Source organism: Streptomyces sp. NPDC050534, assembly GCF_044457745.1.
GTDB lineage: Bacteria > Actinomycetota > Actinomycetes > Streptomycetales > Streptomycetaceae > Streptomyces.
The window spans coordinates 532,637-553,823 of sequence record NZ_JBITHF010000005.1; the positions used below are offsets into that span (position 1 = coordinate 532,637).

Here is a 21,187-nt window from a genome sequence, read left to right on the forward strand (position 1 = left end):
TTGGCATGCCCGGGACGTGTGCCGCAAACGCGGCGGTCGGCCTGGGACGGGATCAAACCGCTGGCTGCGCCCGCTGTCAATACTTTGTTAAGACATCATTTCACCGTCAGGTCCGAATGTAAGTACAAACTATTGACAGCGCCACCCTCCGCGGCCTACACCTGGGATGCGGCGGCCCCTCCGGGTCCCGCGTCCCCGATCCGGTGCGAGGAGCGTCGCGCATGACCGAGTCAGCCCAGCCCTTCGACCTGATCACGATGGGCCGTATCGGAGTAGATCTCTACCCCCTCCAGTCGGGGGTGCCCCTGGCCCAGGTCGACACCTTCGGCAAGTTTCTGGGTGGCTCGGCCGCAAACGTGGCGGTCGCCGCGGCCCGGCTCGGCCGGTCCGCGGCGGTGATCACCCGCACCGGCGACGACCCCTTCGGCACCTACTTGCACCAGGCGCTGAAGGAGTTCGGCGTCGACGACCGCTGGGTCACGCCCGTCGCCGCCCGTCCGACGCCGGTGACCTTCTGCGAGATCTTTCCGCCGGACGACTTCCCTCTGTATTTCTACCGGCAGCCTAAGGCGCCTGACCTGGAGATACACACCGAGGAGCTGGACTTCTTCGCCATTCGGGCGACCCGGGTCTTCTGGATCACCGGCACCGGGCTGAGCGAGGAGCCCAGCCGCTCGGCCACGTTCGCCGCCCTCAAGGCGCGCGACAGGGCCGGCATCACGGTCTTCGACCTCGACTGGCGGCCCGAGCTCTGGAGTGCCTCGGCCTGGCAGGACCCCGCGGAGGCCCGCCCCTACTACGAGGAAGCGCTGCGGCACTCCACGGTCGCCGTCGGCAACCTCGACGAGTGCGAGGTGGCCACCGGTCTCCGTGAGCCGCGGGCGTGCGCCGAGGCGCTGCTGGCGGCGGGCGTGGAGCTGGCGGTGGTCAAGCAGGGCCCCAAGGGCGTGCTCGCGGTGCACCGCGACGGCACCACCGCCGAGGTCCCGCCGGTGCCGGTGGAGGTGGCCAACGGCCTCGGCGCCGGCGACGCCTTCGGCGGCTCGCTCGTGCACGGCCTGCTGTCCGGCCGGGAGCCGGCCGACATCATGCGGCACGCCAACGCGGCCGGCGCCCTGGTCGCCTCCCGACTCGCCTGTTCCTCCGCGATGCCCACCGAGGCCGAGGTCGAGGACCTCCTCGCGCGCGCCGCCGCCTGAAGCCGCCTGAAACGGAGCCCCCTGTTGACCCTCAGCATCCCCGACCTCGTCCCGGTCAGGGCCCGGCATCCCGAGGCCGTCGCCGAAGCGGCCGCCCGGCGCACCCGCCGCCCGCTCGTCGGCGACTCCGGCCGGCTGATGATCGTGGCCGCCGACCACCCGGCCCGCGGCGCGCTCGGCGTCGGCGACCGCCGGCTCGCCATGGCCGACCGCGCCGGCCTGCTGGAGCGCCTGTGCCTCGCGCTGTCCCGGCCGGGCGTGGACGGGGTGCTGGCCACCGCCGACATCCTGGAGGACCTGCTCCTGCTCGGCGCGCTGGAGGACAAGGTCGTCATGGGCTCGCTGAACCGCGGCGGCCTCCAGGGCGCGAGCTTCGAGCTCGACGACCGCTTCACCGGCCACCGCCCCACCGACATCGAGCGCATGCGCTTCGACGCGGGCAAGCTGCTGCTGCGCATCGACTACGACGACCCGGGCTCGCTGCGCACCCTGGAGTCGGCCGCCCGTGCGGTCGACGACATGGCGGCCCGCCGCCTCCCCCTGTTCATCGAGCCGTTCATCTCCCGCCGGGCCGCGGGGAAGGTCGTCAACGACCTGTCCGCCGAGGCGGTCACCAGGTCCGTCGCCATCGCCTCGGGCCTGGGCGGCACCTCGGCCTACACCTGGCTGAAGCTGCCCGTCACCGACGACGCGGACGACATGCGCGAGGTCCTGGAGACCTCCACACTTCCGGCCGTGCTGCTCGGCGGCGACGTGGGGGACTCCGCAGAGGATCAAGCCGGTGCGTACGAGCGGTGGCGCAAGGCCCTCGCGCTGCCGGCCGTGCAGGGCCTGGTCGTGGGCCGCTCGCTGCTCTACCCGGCCGAGGGCAGTGTGGAGGCAGCGGTGGACACGGCCGTCGGCCTGTTGTGACCTGGCGTTGTGACACGGAGGAACGCAATGACGTATCACCTTCCCGCAGGCAAGGCCCTCGGCGGCCCGTACGTCGTGGACGTCTCGCCCGAGAAGGCCGGCTGGGGCTACTCGAGCCTGCGCGTCCTGGAGCTGCCGCCGGGCGGCACACACACCTTCGACACCGGCGACAGCGAGTGGATCGTGCTGCCGCTGAGCGGCGGCTGCACGGTCGCGGCCGCCGACGACTTCGGCCATGACACCTTCGAACTCACCGGCCGCGAGAGCGTCTTCAGCGGCGTCACCGACTTCGCCTACGTGCCCAGGGACGCCCGTACGACGATCACGTCCGGCGGCGGGGGACGGTTCGCGTTCACCGGGGCCCGCTGCACCCGCCGGCTGCCCGCCCGCTACGGCCCGGCCTCGTCCGTGCCGGTGGAGCTGCGCGGCACCGGCAACTCCTCCCGGCAGGTCAACAACTTCGGCGCGGCCGGCGTCTTCGAGTGCGACAAGCTCATCGCGGTCGAGGTCATCACCCCGGGCGGCAACTGGTCGTCCTTCCCGCCGCACAAGCACGACGAGCACCGGCCCGGCGAGGAATCCGTCCTCGAAGAGGTCTACTACTTCGAGTTCGCCGACCACGACGGCACCCCCGGTCTCGGCTACCAGCGCGTCTCCCCCTCCGGGCACGGCCGCAACACCGACGTCCTGGCCGAGGTGCGCGGCGGCGACGTCGTGCTGATCCCCGACGGCTGGCACGGACCGTCCATGGCGGTGCCCGGCCACCACATGTACTACCTCAACGTCATGGCGGGCCCCGAGCCCGAGCGCGCCTGGCTGATCTGCGACCACCCGGACCACGCCTGGGTCCGCGGCACCTGGCCCGAGCAGCCCGTCGACCCCCGTCTCCCCCTCTACACGGCACCGGAGCAGTCCTGATGAGCACACCCACCCGCCGCCTGACCGTCGCCCAGGCCCTGGTGCGGTTCCTGTCCGTCCAGTACACCGAGCGCGACGGCGTACGCCACCGGCTGATCGCGGGCACCTGGGGCATCTTCGGCCACGGCAACGTCGCCGGGATCGGCCAGGCCCTGCTGGAGGCCGGCGAGCAGGCGATGCCGTTCCACCAGGGCCGCAACGAGCAGGCCATGGTGCACGCGGCCGTCGGCCACGCCCGCCAGCTCGACCGCCTCTCCGCGCAGGCGGTCACCACCTCCATCGGCCCCGGCGCCACCAACCTGGTCACCGGCGCCGCCCTCGCCACCATCAACCGCATCCCGGTGCTGCTCCTGCCCGGCGACTACTTCGCCACCCGCACGGCCGACCCGCTGCTGCAGCAGCTGGAGCACCCCACCGAGGCGGACGTCTCGGTCAACGACACCCTGCGGCCGGTCTCCCGCTACTTCGACCGCGTCACCCGCCCCGAGGCCCTGATCCCGACGGCCCTGAACGCCATGCGGGTCCTCGCCGACCCCGTCGAGACCGGCGCGGTCACCCTGGCCCTCCCCCAGGACGTGCAGGCCGAGGCGTACGACTGGCCGGAGGAGTTCTTCGCCGAGCGCGTGTGGCACGTACGGCGTCCCGCGCCCGACCCGGTCGAGCTGGCCGAGGCGCTGCGGGCCATCCGGGCCGCCGAGCGCCCGCTGATCGTCGCGGGCGGCGGCGTCCACCACAGCCGGGCCGAGGAGGCGCTGAAGGCCCTGGTGGACGCCACCGGCATCCCGGTCGCCTCCACCCAGGCGGGCAAGGGCGCGCTGCGCCACGACCACCCCGCCGACCTCGGCGGCATCGGCCACACCGGCACCGCGGTCAGCGACGGCATCGCGCGCTCCGCCGACCTCGTCATCGGCGTCGGCACCCGCTACACGGACTTCACCACCGCCTCGCACACCCTCTTCCAGAACCCGGACGTGCGGTTCGTCAACCTCAACATCGCCGCGTTCGACGCCCACAAGCTGGCGGCGCGCACCCTCGTCTGCGACGCCCGGGCGGGCCTGACCGCGCTGCTGGAGGGGCTGGCCGACCACCGTGTCGGCATCGAGTACGAGGCCGAGTACCGCGCCGGCAAGGCGAGTTGGGAGCAGGTCGTCGAGGCCGCCTACTCCGCCGAGGACGACAGCAACGCGCCGACCCAGACGCAGGTGCTCGGCGCGCTGGACGCGGTCGTCGGCGACGACGACGTGGTGATCAACGCGGCCGGCTCGCTCCCCGGCGACCTGCACAAGCTCTGGCGGGCGCGCGGCAGGCGCCAGTACCACCTGGAGTACGGCTACTCCTGCATGGGCTACGAGATCCCGGCCTCGATCGGCGTCCAGCAGGCCGCGCCCGGCACCCCGGTGTGGGCGCTGGCCGGCGACGGCACCTACCTGATGATGCCGACGGAGATCGTCACGGCCGTCCAGGAGGGCCTGCCGGTCAACCTGGTCCTGCTGCAGAACCACGGCTACGCCTCCATCGGCGGCCTGTCCGAGACGGTCGGCGGCGAACGCTTCGGCACCGCCTACCGCTACCGCGCCGCCGACGGCACCTTCTCCGGCGCCCCGCTCCCCGTCGACCTCGCGGCCAACGCGGGCAGCCTCGGCATGGACGTCCTGCGCGCCAAGACGATCCGCGAACTGCGCGAGGCGCTCGCCACCGCCCGCGCCTCCGACCGCCCCACCTGCGTCTACGTCGAGACCGACACCGCCGGCCCGGCCGCTCCCGGGGCCGAGGCCTGGTGGGACGTGCCCGTCGCCGAGACCGCCTCCCGCGAGGCCGCCGTCCAGGCCCGCGAGGAGTACGACCGCCACACCGCCGACCGGCGCCGTCACCTCTGAACTCCCGGTACCTGAAAGGCCCTTGCACCATGAAGACCATCACCCACTGGATCGGCGGCAAGCCCGTCGAGTCCGCCTCCGGCCGCCACGGCGCCGTCTACGACCCGGCCACCGGCGCGCAGGAGAAGCAGGTCGCGTTCGCGAGCGTCGACGAGGTGGACGCCGCCGTCGCCTCCGCCAAGGCCGCCTTCGAGACCTGGGGCGCCTCCTCGATCGCACGGCGCACCGCGATCCTGTTCAAGTACCGCGAACTGCTGGACGCCCACCGCGACGAGATCGCCGCGCTGATCACCGCCGAGCACGGCAAGGTGCACTCCGACGCGCTCGGCGAGGTCGCGCGCGGTATGGAGATCGTCGAACTCGCCTGTGGGATCAGCGTGCAGCTGAAGGGCGAGCTGTCGACGCAGGTCTCCACCCGCGTCGACGTGGCCTCGATCCGCCAGCCGCTGGGCGTGGTCGCGGGCATCACGCCGTTCAACTTCCCCGCCATGGTGCCGATGTGGATGTTCCCCCTCGCCATCGCGTGCGGCAACACCTTCGTGCTCAAGCCGAGCGAGAAGGACCCCTCGGCCTCCTTCCGGCTGGCCGAACTGGCCGCCGAGGCCGGCCTGCCCGACGGCGTGCTGAACGTCGTGCAGGGCGACAAGGTCGCCGTGGACCGGCTCCTGGAGCACCCGGACGTCGAGGCCGTCTCCTTCGTCGGCTCGACGCCGATCGCCAAGTACATCCAGCTCAAGGCGGTCGAGCACGGCAAGCGCGTGCAGGCCCTCGGCGGCGCCAAGAACCACATGCTGGTCCTGCCCGACGCCGACCTCGACTTCGCCGCCGACCAGGCGATCAACGCCGCGTACGGCTCCGCGGGCGAGCGCTGCATGGCCGTGTCCGTCGTCGTCGCGGTCGGTGACACCGGCGACGAACTGGTCGGCAAGATCGCCGAACGGGCGAAGAGCCTGCGCATCGGCCCCGGCGACGACCCGGCCTCCGAGATGGGCCCGCTGATCACCCGCGAGCACCGGGACAAGGTGGCCTCGTACGTGTCCTCGGCCGCCGCTCAGGGCGCCGAGGTGGTCGTGGACGGCACCGGTTACGCGGTCCAGGGCCACGAGGACGGCTTCTTCCTCGGCGTATCGCTCCTGGACAAGGTGCCGCTGACTGCGGACGCGTACCGGGACGAGATCTTCGGCCCGGTGCTGGTCGTGGTGCGCGCGGAGACGTACGACGAGGCCATCGAGCTGATCAACGACTCCCGCTGGGGCAACGGCACCGCGATCTTCACCCGGGACGGCGGCGCCGCCCGCCGCTTCCAGCTGGAGGTGAAGGCGGGCATGGTCGGCGTGAACGTGCCGATCCCGGTGCCCGTCGGCTACCACTCCTTCGGCGGCTGGAAGGACTCCCTCTTCGGCGATCTGCACATCTACGGCAACGACGGCGTGGCCTTCTACACCCAGGGCAAGGTGATCACCACGCGCTGGCCGGACCCGGCCGACGCGGGGATCAACCTCGGCTTCCCCAGCCACTCCTGACGCCGCCTCAATTCATCCGAGGGAGGGACGCCATGGCGAGGACCGGCGCCACCGCACGTGCCGCGACGGCCGCACTCGACTCGCTGGACTTCGCCCTGGACCGGGCCAGTCCGGTGCCGCTGTACTACCAGCTCGCACAGCAGCTGGAGGCGGCCATCGAACACGGGGCCCTCGCCCCGGGAAACCTCCTGGGCAACGAGATCGACCTCTCCACCCGGCTCGGCCTGTCCCGGCCGACCGTCCGCCAGGCCATCCAGTCCCTGGTCGACAAGGGCCTGCTGGTACGGCGCCGCGGCGTCGGCACGCAGGTGGTGCACAGCCAGGTCAAGCGTCCCCTCGAACTCAGCAGCCTCTACGACGACTTGGAGGCGGCCGGACAGGGCCCCACCACGCAGGTCGTCCGCAACGAGCGCGTCCCGGCGTCCCCGGACGTCGCGGCCGCGCTCGGCATCGCGGAGGGCGGCGAGGTGATCGTCCTGGAACGGCTGCGCCTGACCCATGGCCAGCCGGTCGCCCTGCTCTGCAACTACCTGCCCGCGACCCTGCTGGACCTGGACACCGACCGCCTCCGGTCCACGGGCCTGTACCGGATGATGCGCGGTGCCGGCATCACCCTGCACAGCGCCCGCCAGACCATCGGCGCCCGCTCCGCCACCGCCGACGAGGCGGGCCGCCTCGACGAGAAGGAGGGCGCCGCCCTGCTCACCATGCAGCGCACGGCGTTCGACGACACGGGCCGCCCGGTCGAGTTCGGGACGCACATCTACCGGGCGTCGCGGTACGCGTTCGACTTCCAGCTGCTGGTCAGCCGGTGATGCGGCTGCCGGACATGCCGCTGCACGACCCGTTCGTGGTCGCCGACGCCGGCAGCCGTACGTACCACCTCTTCACCTCCAACGACCCTTCCGTGTCGGGTGTGGAGGGCACCGGCACGATGGTCTACCGCAGCCGGGACCTGCGTGACTGGCTGCACCCCGTCGTGGTCTTCCGGACGGCCGACCAGCCGGAGCTCTGGGCGAGCGACGGCGGTTGGGCACCGGAGGTGCATCAACTGGCCGGCCGGTACTACCTGTTCACCACGCTGCACAACGAGGACAGACCGCTGCCGGTGCCGCCGTCCAGCCGTTACGGCACGCCGTTCCGGCTGAGCAACCACATGCGCGGCACGGTCACCGCCGTGTCCGACTCGCTGCTGGGCCCCTTCACCGTCGTCGATCCCTCGCGCCCGACCCCGCCCGCGCATCTGATGACGCTCGACGGCACGCTGTACGTCGATCCGTCCGGGCAGCCGTGGATGGTGTACGCGCACGAGTGGCTTCAGACGATCGACGGAACCATGGAGGCGATCCGGCTCGCCCCGGACCTGACCTCGACGATCGGCGACCCCGTCTTCCTCTTCAAGGCCTCGGACGCCTCCTGGCTCGGCGAGCAGATCCCGGCCGGTGTCCCGCACCAGCTCGCGCCGTACATCACCGACGGCCCCCAGCTGCACCGCGCCCCGGACGGGGCGCTGCTCATGCTGTGGTCGACGTACGAGAAGAACGTCGCGGGTCAGGACGGCACGATCAGCGGGGGCTATGTGCAGACCTACGCGGTCTCCGAGTCCGGTGAGCTCGCCGGGCCCTGGCGGCAGCAGCGGCCGCTGGTCCGCGAGGACAGCGGGCACGGCATGCTGTTCCACACCTTCGACGGCCGGCTGATGATGATCCTGCACCGCCCCTTCGCCGACGCACGGGGAAAGCTGTACGAGATGCGGCTCGACGGGCATGAACTCCGGGTGCTGCGGCGGCGCGACGACCTCGACGGCGGCGGCTGACGGGCGGCCGGAACACGTCAGGTCGTCGTCCAGGGCCGGAGCTTCTCGGGATTGCGCACCGCCCAGATGCGCCTGATCCGGTCGCCCGCGAGGCCGAACGCGATCACGACCACGATCGCGTCGCCCTGCTGCGCGACCAGGCAGGGCTGTCCGTTGACCGTGCGCTCCAGGAGCGTCAAGTCCGGTGCTCGGTCCATGAGTTCGACCATACGGCGGGCGATGCGACCGCTGCCGTGGACCGGGTGGAGCTCGGCGCTGACGAGACCGCCGCCGTCGCCGATCGCCGTGGCGTCGGGGTCGAGGACGCCGATGAGGGCGTCGATGTCCTTGGCCTCCCACGCCTCCTTGAAGGCCCTGACGACGTCCGGGCGCGCGGCTGCCGGGGTCGCCGGCGTCTGCGAGTCGCTGATCCGGCGCCGGGCCGAGGTGGCCAGCTGGCGGCAGGCCGCGGGTGTCCGGCCGACGATCTCGGCGACGTCGGCGAACGGGTAGCGGAAGACGTCGTGCAGGATGAACGCGACCCGCTGCGCCGGGGTCATCGACTCGAGCACGACGAGGAAGGCCATGCTGAGCGACTCGTCAAGGGTGACCCGGTCGGCGGGGTCCGTGCCGGTGCCGCCCGACCACCCGGTGATCCACTCGGTACGGCCCGGCAGCGGCTCCGGAATCCACTCGCCGACGTAGCTCTCGCGCCGGACCCGCGCCGAGCGCAGCAGGTCGAGGCAGATCCGGCCGGCGACCTTCGTCAGCCAGGCGCCGGGCGACGCGACGGCCTGCTGCTGCCGCGCGGACATGGCGTACCAGCGGGCGTAGGTCTCCTGCACCACGTCCTCGGCGTCCGCGAGCGAACCGAGCAGCCGGTACGCGAGATTGATCAGATGCCGGCGCTCACTCATGACCGCGCGCACACTCGGGTCGGGCGGGACGTCTTCCGGCTCGGACTGGCTGGTCATGGTGCTACGGCTCCCTCGGTCGGATCGGTCCTCACAGGTTCGACGACGCAGCGCGGTGAAATGTGAGCCGCATTCTCCACCTACCTCGCCTCACATTCCGGGACGCTGTCCCGTCGTAACGGCCATGACGACCACGATCCACGCCGGCACCGAGCTGACCGGCGACTACGTCCTCGACACCAGCCGCACGCGGCTCGCCTTCGCCGGCCGGGCCATGCTGCTCGCCAAGGTGCGCGGCCACTTCGACGACTTCGAGGGCAGCGCGCACCTGGACGGCGACGACCCGTCGAAGTCGGGCGCGCGGCTCACGATCCGGGCACGAAGCATCCGGACCCACAACCGCAGGCGCGACGACCACCTGCGCAGCGGCGACTTCCTCGCGGCGGACGACCACCCGGCGATCACCTTCGCCTCGACCGGCGTGCGGCGCGTCACCGAGAACGACTTCGAGGTCACCGGCGACCTGACCGTCCGCGGCGTGACCAGGCCCGTCACCGTGCGACTCCGGCTGACCGGCGCCGAGAGCGATCCACGGGGCGCCTCCCACGTGGCTTTCACCGGCCGGGCGACGATCGACCGTACGGAGTGGGGGATCAGCTGGGGCCGGGGCGTGGTCGGCAGGAAGGTGACGCTGGAGTTCGAGGTCGCGGCGAGGCGGCCGTAGAACGCGACCGCCCTGCCGCGCGCCTCGAGACGTCCGCCCCCGCTTCAGGAGGAGTCGTCCGGCGTTTCGTCGTGCCGGGGATTCGGTGGCGGGTCGAAGCGCACCCGGACCTTCTGGAACCCCTTGAATGCCTCGGTGGCGGCGTACGACCGGTAGGCGCGGCGGTCCGCCGGGGTCAGTGTGACCCGGTCGGTGAACGGCGTCAGCAGGCTGCGGGGCCACAGGCGCATGGCCCGTACGGCTCCCACCTCGGCCGCCGTGATGAAGATCAGGGCCCCGACGTAGAGCCAGGCGATCAGGCCCAGGACGATGCCGAACATGCCGTAGGTGGCGGTGGCCCCGCGCAGGACGTGGCTGACGTAGTAGGTGCCGACCCACTGGAGCGCCTGCCACGCGAAGGCTCCGCCCAGCGCGACCGCGGCCAGCCGGCGCAGGGGCAGTGCCCGGTGCGTGAGCAGCTTGTAACTCATGAGCAGCAGAAGGGCGTTGAGGCACACGGAGCCCGCGGTGGCGGCGATCCAGGTGCCTCCTCTCAGCCGTGTGCCGAACAGGAAGGTCTGTGAGGACGCCACCGACAGCAGAGTGAACGCACCCAGCCCGAGGGCCAGGACCAGCAGGAACAGCAGGGCCTTCAGCCGCGACCGGAACGGATCCGGGCGCGCGTGCCGAGGGACCGCCCAGATCTTGTTGAGGGCGTACTGCGCGGCCTGGGCGACCCCGAGCGAGCCGTAGAGGCTGCCCACGATGCCCACGGCGAGTGCGGCCCCGTTGCCGTGGAACGAGTGGATGTTCGCCCCGAGCTGGTCGCCGATGACCGGGAACTCGCCCAGCGCCGAGTCCAGGACCCGTTGCCGCAGCGCGGGATCGCCGCTCAGGAAGGTGCTCAGGACGGCGACGAGGATCAGGAGCAGGGGGAAGAGCGAGAGGAAGCCGTAGTAGGTGAGGAGCGCGGCGAGGTACAGCGCCTGGTCGTCGTAGAACTTGTACACGACGGCGAGGGGCAGACCCACCCAGCGGTGACGCCTCTGGAAGCCGTCAGCCCGCTCGAGCCATCTCATCGCTCGCGACTTCTCTTGCGGTTCCTCATCAGGTCGACGGGTTTCCCCGCGCCTCGCGCCGAAACGGCCGGTCAGGTTGTTCGCCCAGGTGGGCGTCCGGGAACTCCGTTCCGGCGCGGGCTCAGGGGCGCGGGCTCAGTGCAGGTCCGCGCCCGCGGGATGTTCGCCCACGGGGCGGTCCGTCACCGGGCTCTCGGCGAGGAAGCCGCCCGACTGGTGCTGCCACAGCTTCGCGTACGCGCCGTCGGCCGTGAGCAGCTCCTGGTGGCTGCCCTGCTCCACGATCCGTCCGCGGTCCATGACCACGAGCCGGTCCATGGTGGCGACCGTGCTCAGCCGGTGCGCCACCACCAGCGCCGTGCGCCCCTCCATGAGCCGCCACAGCGCCGCCTGGACGAGGATCTCGCTCTCCGAGTCCAGGGCGCTGGTCGCCTCGTCGAGCAGCAGGACCGGTGCGTCGCGCAGGATCGCCCGGGCCAGGGCGACCCGCTGGCGCTGGCCGCCGGAGAGCTTGATGCCCCGCTCGCCGACCATCGTGTCGAAGCCCTCCGGCAGCGCGTCGGCGAACTCCGTGACGTGCGCCGCCTCGGCCGCGCGGCGGATCTCCGCGTCCGAGGCGTCCGGCCGGGCGAAGGCGATGTTGTCGCGCAGGGTGCGGTGGAACATCGCCGGGTCCTGCGGCACGTAGGCGATCAGGCCGCGCAGGTCGGCCTGGCACAGTGTGCTGATGTCCTGGCCGCCGATCAGGATCCGGCCGCCCTGGACGTCCGTCATCCGCAGCAGCAGCCGGGTCAGTGTGGTCTTGCCGCCCCCGGACCGGCCGACGAGGCCGATCTTCGTCCCGCTGGGCACGGCCAGCTCGAGGTCCTCGAAGAGCGGGTCCCCTCCCCCGTGGGCGAAGGTCACGCGCTCGAATCGGACGTCGGCGGGCCCCGGCAGCAGCGGCTCCGGCTCCGCCGGGTCGAGCACGGTCGGCCCGGCCAGCAGCAGCTCGGTGAACTGCGCGGCCTCCGTCATCGAGCTCTCCAGGCGGCGATAGATCTGGTTGAAGTCGAACATGATCTTCGTCGCGTTGGTGTAGTACGTGAAGGCGACGACCACGGCCTCCACGCCGTGCCCGCCACCGCTGAGCGCGACCGCGAGCAGCAGACCCAGCACGTTGGTCAGTACGGACATGGGCGCGACCAGCGTGTCGATGCGCAGGTTGCCGTAGTCCCACGACTTCAGCATGAGCCGGCAAGAGTGGGCGACACGGCGCCGGTGCTCGGCGGCCTCCATGGGCTCGGCGGCGAACGCGCGCACCGTGTCCATGTTCATCAGGCTGTCGGCGACATGCCCCGACACCCGGGCGATGGCCTCCTCGCGCTGGTCGACGAGCGCCTGACGGCGCCGGATGAGCGGCGCGACGCACACCGCCGTCAGCGCGATCATGGCCAACAGACCGACGACGAGCAGGGGTTCGTAGCGCCACAGCACCACGGACCCGAACGCCAGCGGCACGACGCTGCCCAGCACGTTGAACGTCAGCGTGTCGGCGAAGTCCTCGAAGCGGGAGGCGAAGCTCAGCACCCGCTTGGTCAGCGCCCCGGCGAAGTTGTCGTGGAAGAAGGCGGCGTCCTTGGCGAACAGCTCGTCCATCCCGATCACGTACAGATGCTCGACCCCACGGGCGTCCAGCCGGTTCAGACAGTGCAGGCCGATCCGCCACAGCACCTCCGCCAGCAGCAGGATGCCGGCGAAGCCGAGGACGTAGGGCAGAGCGGACCGGACGCCGCTGCCGCCGCCCGTGGCGATACGGCCGACGAGCTTGGCGACGACCAGCGGCGCGACGTAGTTGATCCCGATGTTGCCCACCGCCGGCAGCAGCATCGCGGGTACCGTCAGCAGCCGCAGCCGGGCCAACTCCCGTCCGTAGTAACGAAGCGCGAGGAACACGGAGCCCCTGCGCGGTGGAATCTCACGCGATTCAGGTAAACCCATCCCGATCCTGTCTGGTCGTGGCGATCCGGGCAGACAAGGAAGGGAGTGTCCCGCGACGGCGGGTACGGAGTCCAAGCGTTTTCCCGGCGCGGGCAGTGCGGGGCGGAGATGGCCCGCCGCTGCGATACTGACCCCTGTGTCGTCCCTGGAGGGCACCCTCCTGCGGCAGGTCGCCGCCGATCCGCGGGGGCTGCCCGAGCAGCTGGCTGTGTTCGCCGTGCGGCACCTGGGCGAGACGGCCCGGCGCACGGTGGCCGCACTGCCCGAGGGCGGCGGACCGGAAGAGGCGCGCGCGCAGGTGATCCGGCGGGGTCATCGGGCCGTCACGGCCGAGGGGGCCTTCGTCGGCGGGCCGTTCCTGCTGCTCATTCCCGTCGCCTTCTGCGCCGCCCTGCTGCGTCAGGCCCGTATCGTCCTGGAACTGGCCGCGTTGGACGGCCGCGATCCGGCGGACAAGGAACGGGCCTGCGAACTCCTCGTCGTGCAGGGCGTGTACGGGGACGAGGCCACCGCGCGGGCGGCCCTCACCGCGTACCGCCCCCGCCCGCCCGGACGCCGGCCCCGCCTGGCGTCCCTCTGGGATATCACCTGGCGCATGGCCCGCCTCCTCGGGCTGCTCACCCCGAGCGGATCCGCCGACCGGACCCGGTGGACGGTCCAGGCAGGCCGCTGGCTGCTGGTGGGCGCGGTCTTCCTGACGGGCCTGGTCGCCCCGCTGGTGTGGCTCCCGTACATGGCCGTCTCCTACGACCGCGCCACCACCCGCCTCACCGACCGCGCCGTGCGCCACTACTTCGCCGACGTCCCCGTCCCCGCCCGTCGGCGCCTCGAACCGGGCACACTGGCGAGCACCGGGCGCGCCCTGCTGTCCCTGCTCGTCCCGATCGCCATGGTCGTCACCGTCGTCGCCACCGACCTGCGCATCGCCGGCAGCAACTGGCCGGTGCTGGGGATCGCGCTGACCGCGACATCGCTCGTGGTGGGCGCCGTATGGCTGTGGCGGTGGTCCGCGCGGCGGCGCCGGGAACGGCGGTAGGCCGGGCTCCGGTTGCGTCCGGTGGGGCCACGCGGCCCACCCTGCCGGGAACGCGAGAAGGCCGCCCTCCCATCATGTGAGAGAACGGCCTCCGACCTGCCGTGAAGCTGGTCGGGACGACAGGATTTGAACCTGCGACCCCTTGACCCCCAGTCAAGTGCGCTACCAAGCTGCGCCACGTCCCGGTGCGCGCTTCGCGTGGTGAACCACGTGATCGCGCGGACAGTACTTTACCCCACGTCGGGGACCGCTTTCGAAGCGGGCCGCGGGGGCGCGCGACAATCGGTGCCATGGGCAGCACATCCGCAGGAGACTCAGGACGGCCGGTGGCCGCGCGCGACCGGGACGGCGAGGGGCGGGCGCGCAACGCGCGGCCCCGCGACGGGCTCGGGCGGCCGCTGCCGTACGGCGCGGACGGGGTGGAGCGGCAGCCCGAGGGCGTCGTGCGGGCCCCGGAGCGGACCGTCGCCGAGGCGCAGCGGCTGCTGGACGCCGGGAAGCCCTTCCATGCGCACGAGGTGTTCGAGGACGCCTGGAAGTCGGGCCCGGAGGAGGAGCGGGCGCTGTGGCGGGGCCTGGCGCAGATCGCCGTGGGGCTCACGCATGCCGCCCGCGGGAACGTCACGGGTGGTGTCCGGCTGCTGCGGCGCGGTGCCGGGGCCGTCGAGGAGTGGGCCGCGGAGGCGGGGCGGCAGCGGCCGTACGGGATGGATCTGGTGGGGGTGGCCGGCTGGGCGCGGGAGCTGGCCGGCGAGGTGGAGGGCGGTGGCGAGGCCGTCGACGCCGGGGCCCGGGCCCCTCGGCTGCGCGGGCGGACCCCGTAGGCCGGCACTGTCGGTGGCGTACGGCAGACTCGGGGTGTGCGAAAGATTCATGTCATCGGTATCGGCGCTGGCGACCCCGACCAGCTGACCCTGCAGGCGGTCAGGGCGCTGCGGAGCACGGACGTGTTCTTCCTGCTCGACAAAGGTGAGGTGAAGGACGACCTCACGCAGCTCCGCCGGGACATGCTCGATGCGCACATACCGGACCCGGCGTCGTACCGCGTGGTCGAGGCGCGGGATCCGGAGCGGGACCGCAAGGCCGGGGGCGCGGCCTACTCGCCCGCCGTCGGGGACTGGCGCACTGCCCGCGCGGACATCTACGAGCGGCTCATCGCCGAGGAGCTGGGCGTGGACGAGAGCGGCGCGTTCCTGGTGTGGGGGGACCCGGCGCTGTACGACAGCACGCTCGGGATTCTCGAGGAGGTGCGGGAGCGGGGTGCCGTCGACTTCGAGTACGACGTCGTGCCCGGCATCAGCAGCGTCTCGGCGCTCGTCGCGCGGCATCGTACGGGGCTGAACCGCGTCGCCCGGCCCGTGCAGATCACCACCGGGCGGCGGCTCTCCGAGGGCTTCCCGGAGGGGGTCGACGATGTCGTGGTGATGCTGGACGCGCACCAGTCGTTCCGGCAGTACGCCGGCGAGGACATCGACATCTACTGGGGGGCGTACATCGGCACCCCGGACGAGATCCTCGTCTCCGGGCCGATCGGTGAGGCCGGGCCGGAGATCGAGCGGGTGCGGGCCGAGGCGCGGGAGCGCAAGGGCTGGATCATGGACACGTATCTGCTGCGCCGCCACCCGGAGAAGTGATCGGGAGGGGGCCCGGCGTGAGGGCGGGCTCGGCGGCTACCGAAGCGCCGCTCCGCGGCTACTGAAGCGCGTCGAGACCCAGCCGGGTCAACACCCCCGCCACATCCGGCACCGCGTTCACGCCTTCCGGCAGCGGCGGCCGGCGCACCAGCACGACCGGCAGCCCGAGGCGGCGAGCGGCCGTGAGCTTGGCGGCCGTCGCCTCTCCCCCGCTGTCCTTGGTCACCAGGACGTCGATCAGGTACTCGCGCAGGAGCGTGGTCTCGTCGGCGAGCGTGAACGGCCCGCGGGCGAGCAGGACTTCGGTGTGCGGGGGCATCGGCGGCTCGGGGGGCTCGACCGACCGTACGACGAAGTGCAGGTCTGTCAGGTGCGCGAAGGCGGCGAGACCCAGGCGGCCGGTGGTCAGGAACGCGCGGGAGCCGAAGCGCGGCAGCAGGTCCGCGGCCCCGGCGAGCGACGGGACCATGTGCCAGCGGTCCTCGGGGCCCGGCCGCCAGCCCGGGCGGCGCAGCACGACCGCGGTCACACCGCTCGCCGCCGCGGCCTGCGCGGCGTTCGCGGTCATGCCTTCGGCGAAGGGGTGCGTGGCGTCGACGAGGGCGTCCACGTGCTGTTCTCGCAGCCAGTCGGCCAGTCCCCGCGCCCCGCCGAAGCCTCCGACCCGTACGTCCCCGGCCAGTGCGCCCGGCCGGGTCACGCGCCCCGCGAGGGAGGTGGTGACGCGCACACCGGGGCGTGCCGCGAGCGCGGCGGCCAGTTCGCGGGCCTCGGCGGTGCCGCCGAGGATCAGGACGTGGGGGGACATGGGGTGAGCGTACGAGGCCGGGGGCCGGGAGGGAGCCGCAGGGGGCCGCTCGTGCGCCCGCCGCGGCCACCGGCCACCGGCCACCGGCCACCGGCCGCCGCCGAACACTATGAACACAACGATCAGGGCGTGGTTCCCGGCCGTCCCCCTCCCTAGCATCGCCGCCGACGGCGCGACGCGGCGCCGACGAGGACGAGGAGCAGCGTCTTGGAGACGACGAGAACGCGCGCACTGATCCGCGGAGCGAGCCGGCGCCGGCGTACCGGAGTGCTCGCCTCCCTGACCGCGGTCGCGGCCGCGCTGACCGGCGCCCCTCCCGCCCAGGCGGGCACGGCGCCGCCGGCGGCCGTGGCCTGCCCGGCCGAACTGGGCGCGAAGGCGACGTGTTTCACTGGCCAGGACGCCGACGGCGCCGCCTACGCGATCGCCGTCCCCAAGCACTGGAACGGCTCCCTGGTCGTGCACGCCCACGGCGGCCCCGACCTCGGCGCCGGCTCGGACCCGCAGCGCAGTGTCGACGATCTGGCCCGCTGGTCGGTGATGGTCGACGAGGGGTACGCGTGGGCGGGTTCGTCGTACCGCCGCGGCGGTTACGGCACGCGGATGGCCGCGGCGGACACCGAGAGCGTGCGCCGGCTGTTCGTCGAGCGGTTCGGCAAGCCGAAGCGGACGTATGTGCACGGCCAGTCCTGGGGCGGGGACGTGGCCGCCAAGGTCGTCGAGACGTACGGACGCGAGAACGGCCCCTATGACGGCGCGCTGCTCACCAGCGGTGTGCTGGGCGGCGGTTCGCGAGGCTACGACTACCGGGTGGACCTGCGCGTCGTCTACCAGTACTACTGCCACAACCACCCCCGCCCGGCCGAGCCCCAGTACCCGCTCTGGCAGGGGCTGCGCGCCGACTCGGCGATGACGACGGCGGGGCTGCGCTCGCGGCTTCAGGAGTGCACGGGCTACGCCTCGCCTCCCGAGGAGCGCACCGCGCTCCAGCAGCGCAACCTCGACGACATCCTGGCCGTCACCCATATCCCGGAGCGCACGCTGGAGTCCCATCTGCGGTTCGCGACCTTCACGTTCCGGGACATCGTGCGCGACCGGCTCGGCGGCCGTAACCCGTTCTCCAACACGGGTGTGCGGTACTCCGGTTCGCACGACGACAAGGCGCTCAACGCCGGAGTCGAGCGGTTCTCCGCCGACCCCACCGCCGTACGTGATCTGTCCTACGACAGTGATCTCACCGGCAAGGTGTCGATCCCGGTGCTCACCCTGCACGCGATCGACGATCCGACGGCGTTCGTGGAGCACGAGGCGGCCTACCGGGCCACGCTCCGGGGCGCGCATCGGGACCGCTACCTGGTGCAGTCGTTCACCGACGAGCACGAGCACAGCGAGCTGAGCAACTCGGAGTACGCCAACTCCATCACGGCGCTGGACAGTTGGGTGCGCACCGGCCGCAAGCCGACGCCCGGGTCGCTCGCCACCTCGTGCGGCGCCTTCGACCGGACGTACGGGACGGGCTGTTTCTACGAACCCGGCTTCCACCCCTCCGCCTACGCCACGCGCGTGCGGCCGCGGCCGGGCGGGCTGCACTGGCCCGCGATGACGGCGGCGCAGGAGACGGCGTGGAGCAGGATCGACGGGGTCGGCATCACGCCCTGAGAAGCCGGAGGACCCTCAGGACACCGCGAAGGGCGGCCCCCCTCCTGGGAGGCCGCCCTCGCGCGGTTGGTCAGCCCTGGCGGGCCTTGAAGCGCGGGTCCTTCTTGTTGATGACGAAGACCACGCCGCGGCGGCGGACCACCTGGGCCCCGGGCTTGGACTTCAGCGAGCGCAGGGAATTGCGCACCTTCATGGTTCTGCTCTCCTAGTGACGCGTCGCGGTGCGGCCGTAGCGGCGCTCGAAGCGCTCCACTCGGCCTGCGGTGTCCAGGACCCGCGACCTGCCGGTGTAGAAGGGGTGGCTCGCCGACGAGATCTCGACGTCGATGAGCGGGTAGGTGTTCCCGTCCTCCCACTCGATCGTCTTGGCCGAGTCGGCGGTGGAACGGGTCAGGAACGCGGCGTCCGCGGCGCGGTCGCGGAAGACCACGAGCCGGGAGTCGGGATGGATGCGGGGCTTCATGGGGTTACCTCCTCGGTGCCCTGTGCGTCTGGCTGCGCAGGTCGGTTCAGCGCTCTTCGCGGAACGCGACGTGCTCGCCGACCACGGGGTCGTACTTGCGCAGGACCAGTCGGTCGGGGTTGTTGCGGCGGCTCTTGCGGGTCACGTAGGTGACTCCGGTGCCGGCCGTCGACTTCAGCCTGATGACGGGACGCGCGGTGCTGCGTGCCATGAGGTCCTCCCTTCGCCCACGCCCTGGATCTCTGATCCGAGCATGTCAATCACAGTGGCTGTAACGCAGTCGCCCGCCGCCGCATTCCCGCCCCAGTGGGCGCCTTGCCGCGGGCCTCAGCGGAGCAGGAGCTGGAGGCCGCCCACGATCGTCGCGGCGATCACGAGCTGTTCGAAAAGCCGCTGGTTGATGCGGTTCACGGCCCACTTGCCGAGGAACGCGCCGGGTACGACGAACACGGCGAGGGCGGCGTCCAGGAGCAGTGAGCGGCCGTCGATGAGGCCGAGGCCGGCGCTGAAGGGGACCTTGGAGACGTTCACGATGAGGAAGAAGAACGCCGACGTGCCCAGGAAGCCGAGCTTCTGGAAACCCGCCGACAGCAGGTACATCGACATCACGGGGCCGCCCGCGTTGGCGACCATCGTGGTGAAGCCGCCGAGGACGCCGTAGGAGCGGGCCTTGGCGCGGCCGGAGCGCGTGGCCACCGAGTCCGGCTCCTCCTCGGCCTCCGCCCTGCGGCGGCGCCAGATCGTCACCCCTGCCATCAGCAGCAGGATCGCGCCGATCGACGTGCGGACGACCGCGTCGTCCGCCCACACCAGGAACAGCGTGCCGACGACCACGCCCGCCGCGACCGCCGGGAACAGCCGCCACAACGTCGGCCAGTGGGCGTGCCGGCGATAGGTGAGGACGGCGAGGACGTCACCGACGATCAGGATCGGCAGGAGCACACCGGTGGAGGCACGGGCGGGCAGCACCGCCGCGAAGATGGCGAGGCTGACCGTGTTGGCCCCGCTCACGGCGGTCTTGGAGAAGCCGACCAGGAGTGCGGCGGCGGCGAGGGCGGCGAACTCCCAGCCGGATATGTGCCAGAGCGTCATCGTGTTCATGCGGTGACCGATGGTATGTGCAGACATCCGGCCCTGTAAGCACCGTCTCGCCTGGTGGCCCTTTCGCCGCCGGAGGATCCGGATCATGCTGAGGCCCTGCACCACGGCGGCATCACCGTTCACCGACGCAGCTGGAGGAGAGACATGGCCGACGCCCGCGAGCACGTCCTGACCGGCACCCGGGGCACGATCGCCGTACGCGAGTGGCCCCGGGAGCGGCCACGCTACGTCGCGCTCGTGGTCCACGGCTACGGCGAGCACGTCGGCCGGTACGCGGAACTGGCCGGGCTTCTGCGCGAGCACGGCGCGGCCGTCTTCGGGCCCGACCACATGGGCCACGGCGCGTCGGCGGGCGAGCGGGTGCTGATCGAGGACTTCGAGGACGTGGTCACCGACGTGCACGCCGTGGCCGAGCTGGCCCGCTCGGCACACCCGGGCCTGCCGCTCGTCCTGATCGGGCACTCCATGGGCGGCCTGATCGCCGCCCGCTACGCGCAGCGCCACGGCGACGAGCTCGCCGCGCTCGTGCTGTCCGGGCCGGTGATCGGCGCGTGGGAGCTGCCGGGGCGCCTGCTCGCGTTCGACGAGATCCCCGACACGCCCATCAGCCCGGCCGCGCTCTCCCGCGACCCGGCGGTCGGGGCGGCGTACGCCGACGATCCGCTGGTCTGGCACGGACCGATGAAGCGGCCCACGCTCGAGGCCTTCGAACGGACGCTGGAGACCGTCGCCAAGGGCGGCGACGTCGGGCGGCTCCCGGTGCTGTGGGTGCACGGCGACGACGACCGGCTGGTCCCCCTGGCCGGCAGCCGCGTCGGCGTCGAACGGCTCCGCGGTGACCACCTCACCGAGCGGGTCTACCCAGGCGCCCGGCACGAGGTCTTCAACGAGACGAACAAGGCGGAGGTCTTCGCCGACGTCATCCACTTCCTGGACGGCGTGCTCACCGGCTGAGACGGCGCCGAGACGGAGCGAGGCACTTCAGCGCCGTGTTTGCACCACTTCGACCTGGGCACTCGCGGCGGCATGCACTACGCCGGAAGGAGAAGCACGCTATGACCGTGGTGAAGAGCACGCTTCCGGAGCCGGCCCGCAAGGTCGTCGGCGAGGCTCTGCAGGGCACTCTCGTGGATCTTCTCGGGCTCTCGCTGATAGGGAAGCAGGCGCACTGGAACATCGTGGGTCCGCGGTTCCGCTCGATCCATCTCCAGCTCGACGAGGTCGTGGACTTGACGCGTACGTACGCCGACACGGTGGCGGAGCGCGCCGCCGCGCTCGGCGTGGCCCCCGACGGGCGGCCCGAGACGATCGCGACGGGCTACACGCTGCCCGGCCCGAAGGTGGGCTGGCTGCGGGACACGGACGTCGTCCAGGTGATCGCGGACGCCCTGGAGGCGGCGATCGCGCGGCTGCGAGAGCGCATCGCCGCGACCGACGAGCCGGACCCGGTCACCCAGGACCTGCTGATCGCGATCACCGCCGAGCTGGAGAAGCAGCGGTGGATGTTCGACGCCGAGAACTGGCCGCGCGACAACTGACCGCGACCGGCCGGAGTGAACGGCGAAGGACCGGAGTACATACCGACG

22 protein-coding genes and 1 tRNA gene are annotated in these 21,187 nt (G+C 72.1%); 14 read left to right on the plus strand and 9 right to left on the minus strand.

Annotated features, from left to right (window positions below):
* Window positions 1-221 precede the first annotated feature (221 nt).
* Genes iolC through ACIBN2_RS19750 form a run of 7 tightly spaced genes read left to right on the plus strand, consistent with a single transcriptional unit; the run spans window position 222 to window position 8,245 of the window.
* Window positions 222-1,199 (plus strand): 5-dehydro-2-deoxygluconokinase, encoded by a 978-nt coding sequence (iolC, locus tag ACIBN2_RS19720; protein ID WP_399135752.1) that lies wholly within the window; start codon window positions 222-224, stop codon window positions 1,197-1,199.
* Between the two features lie 24 nt (window positions 1,200-1,223).
* On the plus strand, window positions 1,224-2,111 hold the full coding sequence (locus tag ACIBN2_RS19725; protein ID WP_399135753.1) for a deoxyribose-phosphate aldolase: 888 nt from the start codon (window positions 1,224-1,226) through the stop codon (window positions 2,109-2,111).
* Window positions 2,112-2,138: 27 nt separating this feature from the next.
* Window positions 2,139-3,029 carry a 5-deoxy-glucuronate isomerase gene (gene iolB / locus ACIBN2_RS19730; RefSeq protein ID WP_399135754.1) on the plus strand — a complete coding sequence of 297 codons (891 nt, stop codon included), beginning with the start codon at window positions 2,139-2,141 and terminating at the stop codon, window positions 3,027-3,029.
* Window positions 3,029-4,906 (plus strand): 3D-(3,5/4)-trihydroxycyclohexane-1,2-dione acylhydrolase (decyclizing), encoded by a 1,878-nt coding sequence (gene iolD, locus ACIBN2_RS19735; RefSeq protein ID WP_399135755.1) that lies wholly within the window; start codon window positions 3,029-3,031, stop codon window positions 4,904-4,906. Before iolB ends, iolD begins: the two co-directional genes overlap by 1 nt.
* A 29-nt stretch (window positions 4,907-4,935) precedes the next feature.
* Entirely contained in the window at window positions 4,936-6,429 is a 1,494-nt protein-coding gene (locus ACIBN2_RS19740) for a CoA-acylating methylmalonate-semialdehyde dehydrogenase (protein ID WP_399135756.1), read from the plus strand.
* 32 nt (window positions 6,430-6,461) lie between these two features.
* Window positions 6,462-7,244: a GntR family transcriptional regulator gene (locus ACIBN2_RS19745; protein WP_399135757.1), complete on the plus strand. Its 783-nt coding sequence runs from the start codon at window positions 6,462-6,464 to the stop codon at window positions 7,242-7,244.
* A complete protein-coding gene (locus ACIBN2_RS19750; protein ID WP_399135758.1) occupies window positions 7,244-8,245 on the plus strand; it encodes a glycoside hydrolase family 43 protein in 1,002 nt (333 codons plus the stop codon). The genes ACIBN2_RS19745 and ACIBN2_RS19750 overlap by 1 nt, the downstream gene beginning before the upstream one ends.
* A gap of 17 nt (window positions 8,246-8,262) precedes the next feature.
* Here ACIBN2_RS19750 and sigJ read toward each other — a convergent pair whose 3' ends face one another.
* Window positions 8,263-9,198, minus strand: coding sequence for an RNA polymerase sigma factor SigJ (gene sigJ, locus ACIBN2_RS19755; RefSeq protein ID WP_399135759.1), 936 nt, complete (start codon window positions 9,196-9,198; stop codon window positions 8,263-8,265).
* Between the two features lie 124 nt (window positions 9,199-9,322).
* On the opposite strand from sigJ, the gene ACIBN2_RS19760 reads away from it, so the two are divergent.
* Entirely contained in the window at window positions 9,323-9,862 is a 540-nt protein-coding gene (locus tag ACIBN2_RS19760) for a YceI family protein (RefSeq protein WP_399135760.1), read from the plus strand.
* A 44-nt stretch (window positions 9,863-9,906) separates the two neighbouring features.
* On the opposite strand, the gene ACIBN2_RS19765 is transcribed toward ACIBN2_RS19760, so the two are convergent.
* Both ACIBN2_RS19765 and ACIBN2_RS19770 read right to left on the minus strand, forming a co-directional pair.
* Entirely contained in the window at window positions 9,907-10,920 is a 1,014-nt protein-coding gene (locus tag ACIBN2_RS19765) for a YihY/virulence factor BrkB family protein (RefSeq protein ID WP_399135761.1), read from the minus strand.
* A gap of 135 nt (window positions 10,921-11,055) precedes the next feature.
* Window positions 11,056-12,900: an ABC transporter ATP-binding protein gene (locus ACIBN2_RS19770; RefSeq protein ID WP_399135762.1), complete on the minus strand. Its 1,845-nt coding sequence runs from the start codon at window positions 12,898-12,900 to the stop codon at window positions 11,056-11,058.
* A 136-nt stretch (window positions 12,901-13,036) separates the two neighbouring features.
* Here ACIBN2_RS19770 and ACIBN2_RS19775 point away from each other — a divergent pair, with 136 nt between their 5' ends.
* Window positions 13,037-13,936 (plus strand): hypothetical protein, encoded by a 900-nt coding sequence (locus tag ACIBN2_RS19775; RefSeq protein WP_399135763.1) that lies wholly within the window; start codon window positions 13,037-13,039, stop codon window positions 13,934-13,936.
* Between the two features lie 108 nt (window positions 13,937-14,044).
* On the opposite strand, the gene ACIBN2_RS19780 is transcribed toward ACIBN2_RS19775, so the two are convergent.
* Window positions 14,045-14,121, minus strand: a tRNA-Pro gene (locus tag ACIBN2_RS19780).
* A 105-nt stretch (window positions 14,122-14,226) separates the two neighbouring features.
* Here ACIBN2_RS19780 and ACIBN2_RS19785 point away from each other — a divergent pair.
* Together ACIBN2_RS19785 and cobF are read left to right on the plus strand one after the other, a co-directional pair.
* Window positions 14,227-14,760, plus strand: coding sequence for a DUF309 domain-containing protein (locus ACIBN2_RS19785; protein WP_399135764.1), 534 nt, complete (start codon window positions 14,227-14,229; stop codon window positions 14,758-14,760).
* A 36-nt stretch (window positions 14,761-14,796) separates the two neighbouring features.
* Entirely contained in the window at window positions 14,797-15,570 is a 774-nt protein-coding gene (gene cobF / locus ACIBN2_RS19790; protein WP_399135765.1) for a precorrin-6A synthase (deacetylating), read from the plus strand.
* Between the two features lie 58 nt (window positions 15,571-15,628).
* On the opposite strand, the gene ACIBN2_RS19795 is transcribed toward cobF, so the two are convergent.
* Entirely contained in the window at window positions 15,629-16,378 is a 750-nt protein-coding gene (locus ACIBN2_RS19795; protein ID WP_399135766.1) for a cobalt-precorrin-6A reductase, read from the minus strand.
* 267 nt (window positions 16,379-16,645) lie between these two features.
* On the opposite strand from ACIBN2_RS19795, the gene ACIBN2_RS19800 reads away from it, so the two are divergent.
* Window positions 16,646-18,037: a hypothetical protein gene (locus ACIBN2_RS19800; RefSeq protein WP_399135838.1), complete on the plus strand. Its 1,392-nt coding sequence runs from the start codon at window positions 16,646-16,648 to the stop codon at window positions 18,035-18,037.
* Window positions 18,038-18,107: 70 nt separating this feature from the next.
* Here the strand turns inward: ACIBN2_RS19800 and ykgO are convergent, their stop codons facing one another.
* The 4 genes from ykgO to ACIBN2_RS19820 all read right to left on the minus strand — a co-directional run bounded on the left by ykgO (window position 18,108) and on the right by ACIBN2_RS19820 (window position 19,601).
* Window positions 18,108-18,230: a type B 50S ribosomal protein L36 gene (gene ykgO / locus ACIBN2_RS19805; RefSeq protein WP_248775818.1), complete on the minus strand. Its 123-nt coding sequence runs from the start codon at window positions 18,228-18,230 to the stop codon at window positions 18,108-18,110.
* A 12-nt stretch (window positions 18,231-18,242) separates the two neighbouring features.
* Window positions 18,243-18,500 (minus strand): type B 50S ribosomal protein L31, encoded by a 258-nt coding sequence (locus ACIBN2_RS19810; RefSeq protein WP_399135767.1) that lies wholly within the window; start codon window positions 18,498-18,500, stop codon window positions 18,243-18,245.
* Window positions 18,501-18,546: 46 nt separating this feature from the next.
* Window positions 18,547-18,711: a 50S ribosomal protein L33 gene (gene rpmG / locus ACIBN2_RS19815; RefSeq protein WP_399135768.1), complete on the minus strand. Its 165-nt coding sequence runs from the start codon at window positions 18,709-18,711 to the stop codon at window positions 18,547-18,549.
* Between the two features lie 116 nt (window positions 18,712-18,827).
* Complete coding sequence (locus ACIBN2_RS19820; RefSeq protein ID WP_399135769.1) at window positions 18,828-19,601, minus strand: sulfite exporter TauE/SafE family protein; 774 nt, start codon at window positions 19,599-19,601, stop codon at window positions 18,828-18,830.
* 144 nt (window positions 19,602-19,745) lie between these two features.
* Here ACIBN2_RS19820 and ACIBN2_RS19825 point away from each other — a divergent pair, with 144 nt between their 5' ends.
* Window positions 19,746-20,555 carry a lysophospholipase gene (locus tag ACIBN2_RS19825; protein WP_399135770.1) on the plus strand — a complete coding sequence of 270 codons (810 nt, stop codon included), beginning with the start codon at window positions 19,746-19,748 and terminating at the stop codon, window positions 20,553-20,555.
* Between the two features lie 101 nt (window positions 20,556-20,656).
* On the plus strand, window positions 20,657-21,139 hold the full coding sequence (locus tag ACIBN2_RS19830) for a Dps family protein (RefSeq protein ID WP_399135771.1): 483 nt from the start codon (window positions 20,657-20,659) through the stop codon (window positions 21,137-21,139).
* The last annotated feature ends 48 nt before the right edge of the window (window positions 21,140-21,187 follow it).

Bases quoted from the DNA above. Each gene is read 5' to 3' on its own strand.
- ACIBN2_RS19760 (WP_399135760.1), top strand. From the start codon at position 9,323: ATGACGACCACGATCCACGCCGGCACCGAGCTGACCGGCGACTACGTC.
- ACIBN2_RS19820 (WP_399135769.1), bottom strand. From the start codon at position 19,601: ATGAACACGATGACGCTCTGGCACATATCCGGCTGGGAGTTCGCCGCC.
- ACIBN2_RS19785 (WP_399135764.1), top strand. From the start codon at position 14,227: ATGGGCAGCACATCCGCAGGAGACTCAGGACGGCCGGTGGCCGCGCGC.
- ACIBN2_RS19765 (WP_399135761.1), bottom strand. From the start codon at position 10,920: ATGAGATGGCTCGAGCGGGCTGACGGCTTCCAGAGGCGTCACCGCTGG.
- ACIBN2_RS19795 (WP_399135766.1), bottom strand. From the start codon at position 16,378: ATGTCCCCCCACGTCCTGATCCTCGGCGGCACCGCCGAGGCCCGCGAA.
- ACIBN2_RS19745 (WP_399135757.1), top strand. From the start codon at position 6,462: ATGGCGAGGACCGGCGCCACCGCACGTGCCGCGACGGCCGCACTCGAC.
- ACIBN2_RS19830 (WP_399135771.1), top strand. From the start codon at position 20,657: ATGACCGTGGTGAAGAGCACGCTTCCGGAGCCGGCCCGCAAGGTCGTC.
- ACIBN2_RS19750 (WP_399135758.1), top strand. From the start codon at position 7,244: ATGCGGCTGCCGGACATGCCGCTGCACGACCCGTTCGTGGTCGCCGAC.
- ACIBN2_RS19770 (WP_399135762.1), bottom strand. From the start codon at position 12,900: ATGGGTTTACCTGAATCGCGTGAGATTCCACCGCGCAGGGGCTCCGTG.
- ACIBN2_RS19825 (WP_399135770.1), top strand. From the start codon at position 19,746: ATGGCCGACGCCCGCGAGCACGTCCTGACCGGCACCCGGGGCACGATC.
- iolD (WP_399135755.1), top strand. From the start codon at position 3,029: ATGAGCACACCCACCCGCCGCCTGACCGTCGCCCAGGCCCTGGTGCGG.
- ACIBN2_RS19740 (WP_399135756.1), top strand. From the start codon at position 4,936: ATGAAGACCATCACCCACTGGATCGGCGGCAAGCCCGTCGAGTCCGCC.
- ACIBN2_RS19810 (WP_399135767.1), bottom strand. From the start codon at position 18,500: ATGAAGCCCCGCATCCATCCCGACTCCCGGCTCGTGGTCTTCCGCGAC.
- rpmG (WP_399135768.1), bottom strand. From the start codon at position 18,711: ATGGCACGCAGCACCGCGCGTCCCGTCATCAGGCTGAAGTCGACGGCC.
- iolB (WP_399135754.1), top strand. From the start codon at position 2,139: ATGACGTATCACCTTCCCGCAGGCAAGGCCCTCGGCGGCCCGTACGTC.
- sigJ (WP_399135759.1), bottom strand. From the start codon at position 9,198: ATGACCAGCCAGTCCGAGCCGGAAGACGTCCCGCCCGACCCGAGTGTG.
- ykgO (WP_248775818.1), bottom strand. From the start codon at position 18,230: ATGAAGGTGCGCAATTCCCTGCGCTCGCTGAAGTCCAAGCCCGGGGCC.
- iolC (WP_399135752.1), top strand. From the start codon at position 222: ATGACCGAGTCAGCCCAGCCCTTCGACCTGATCACGATGGGCCGTATC.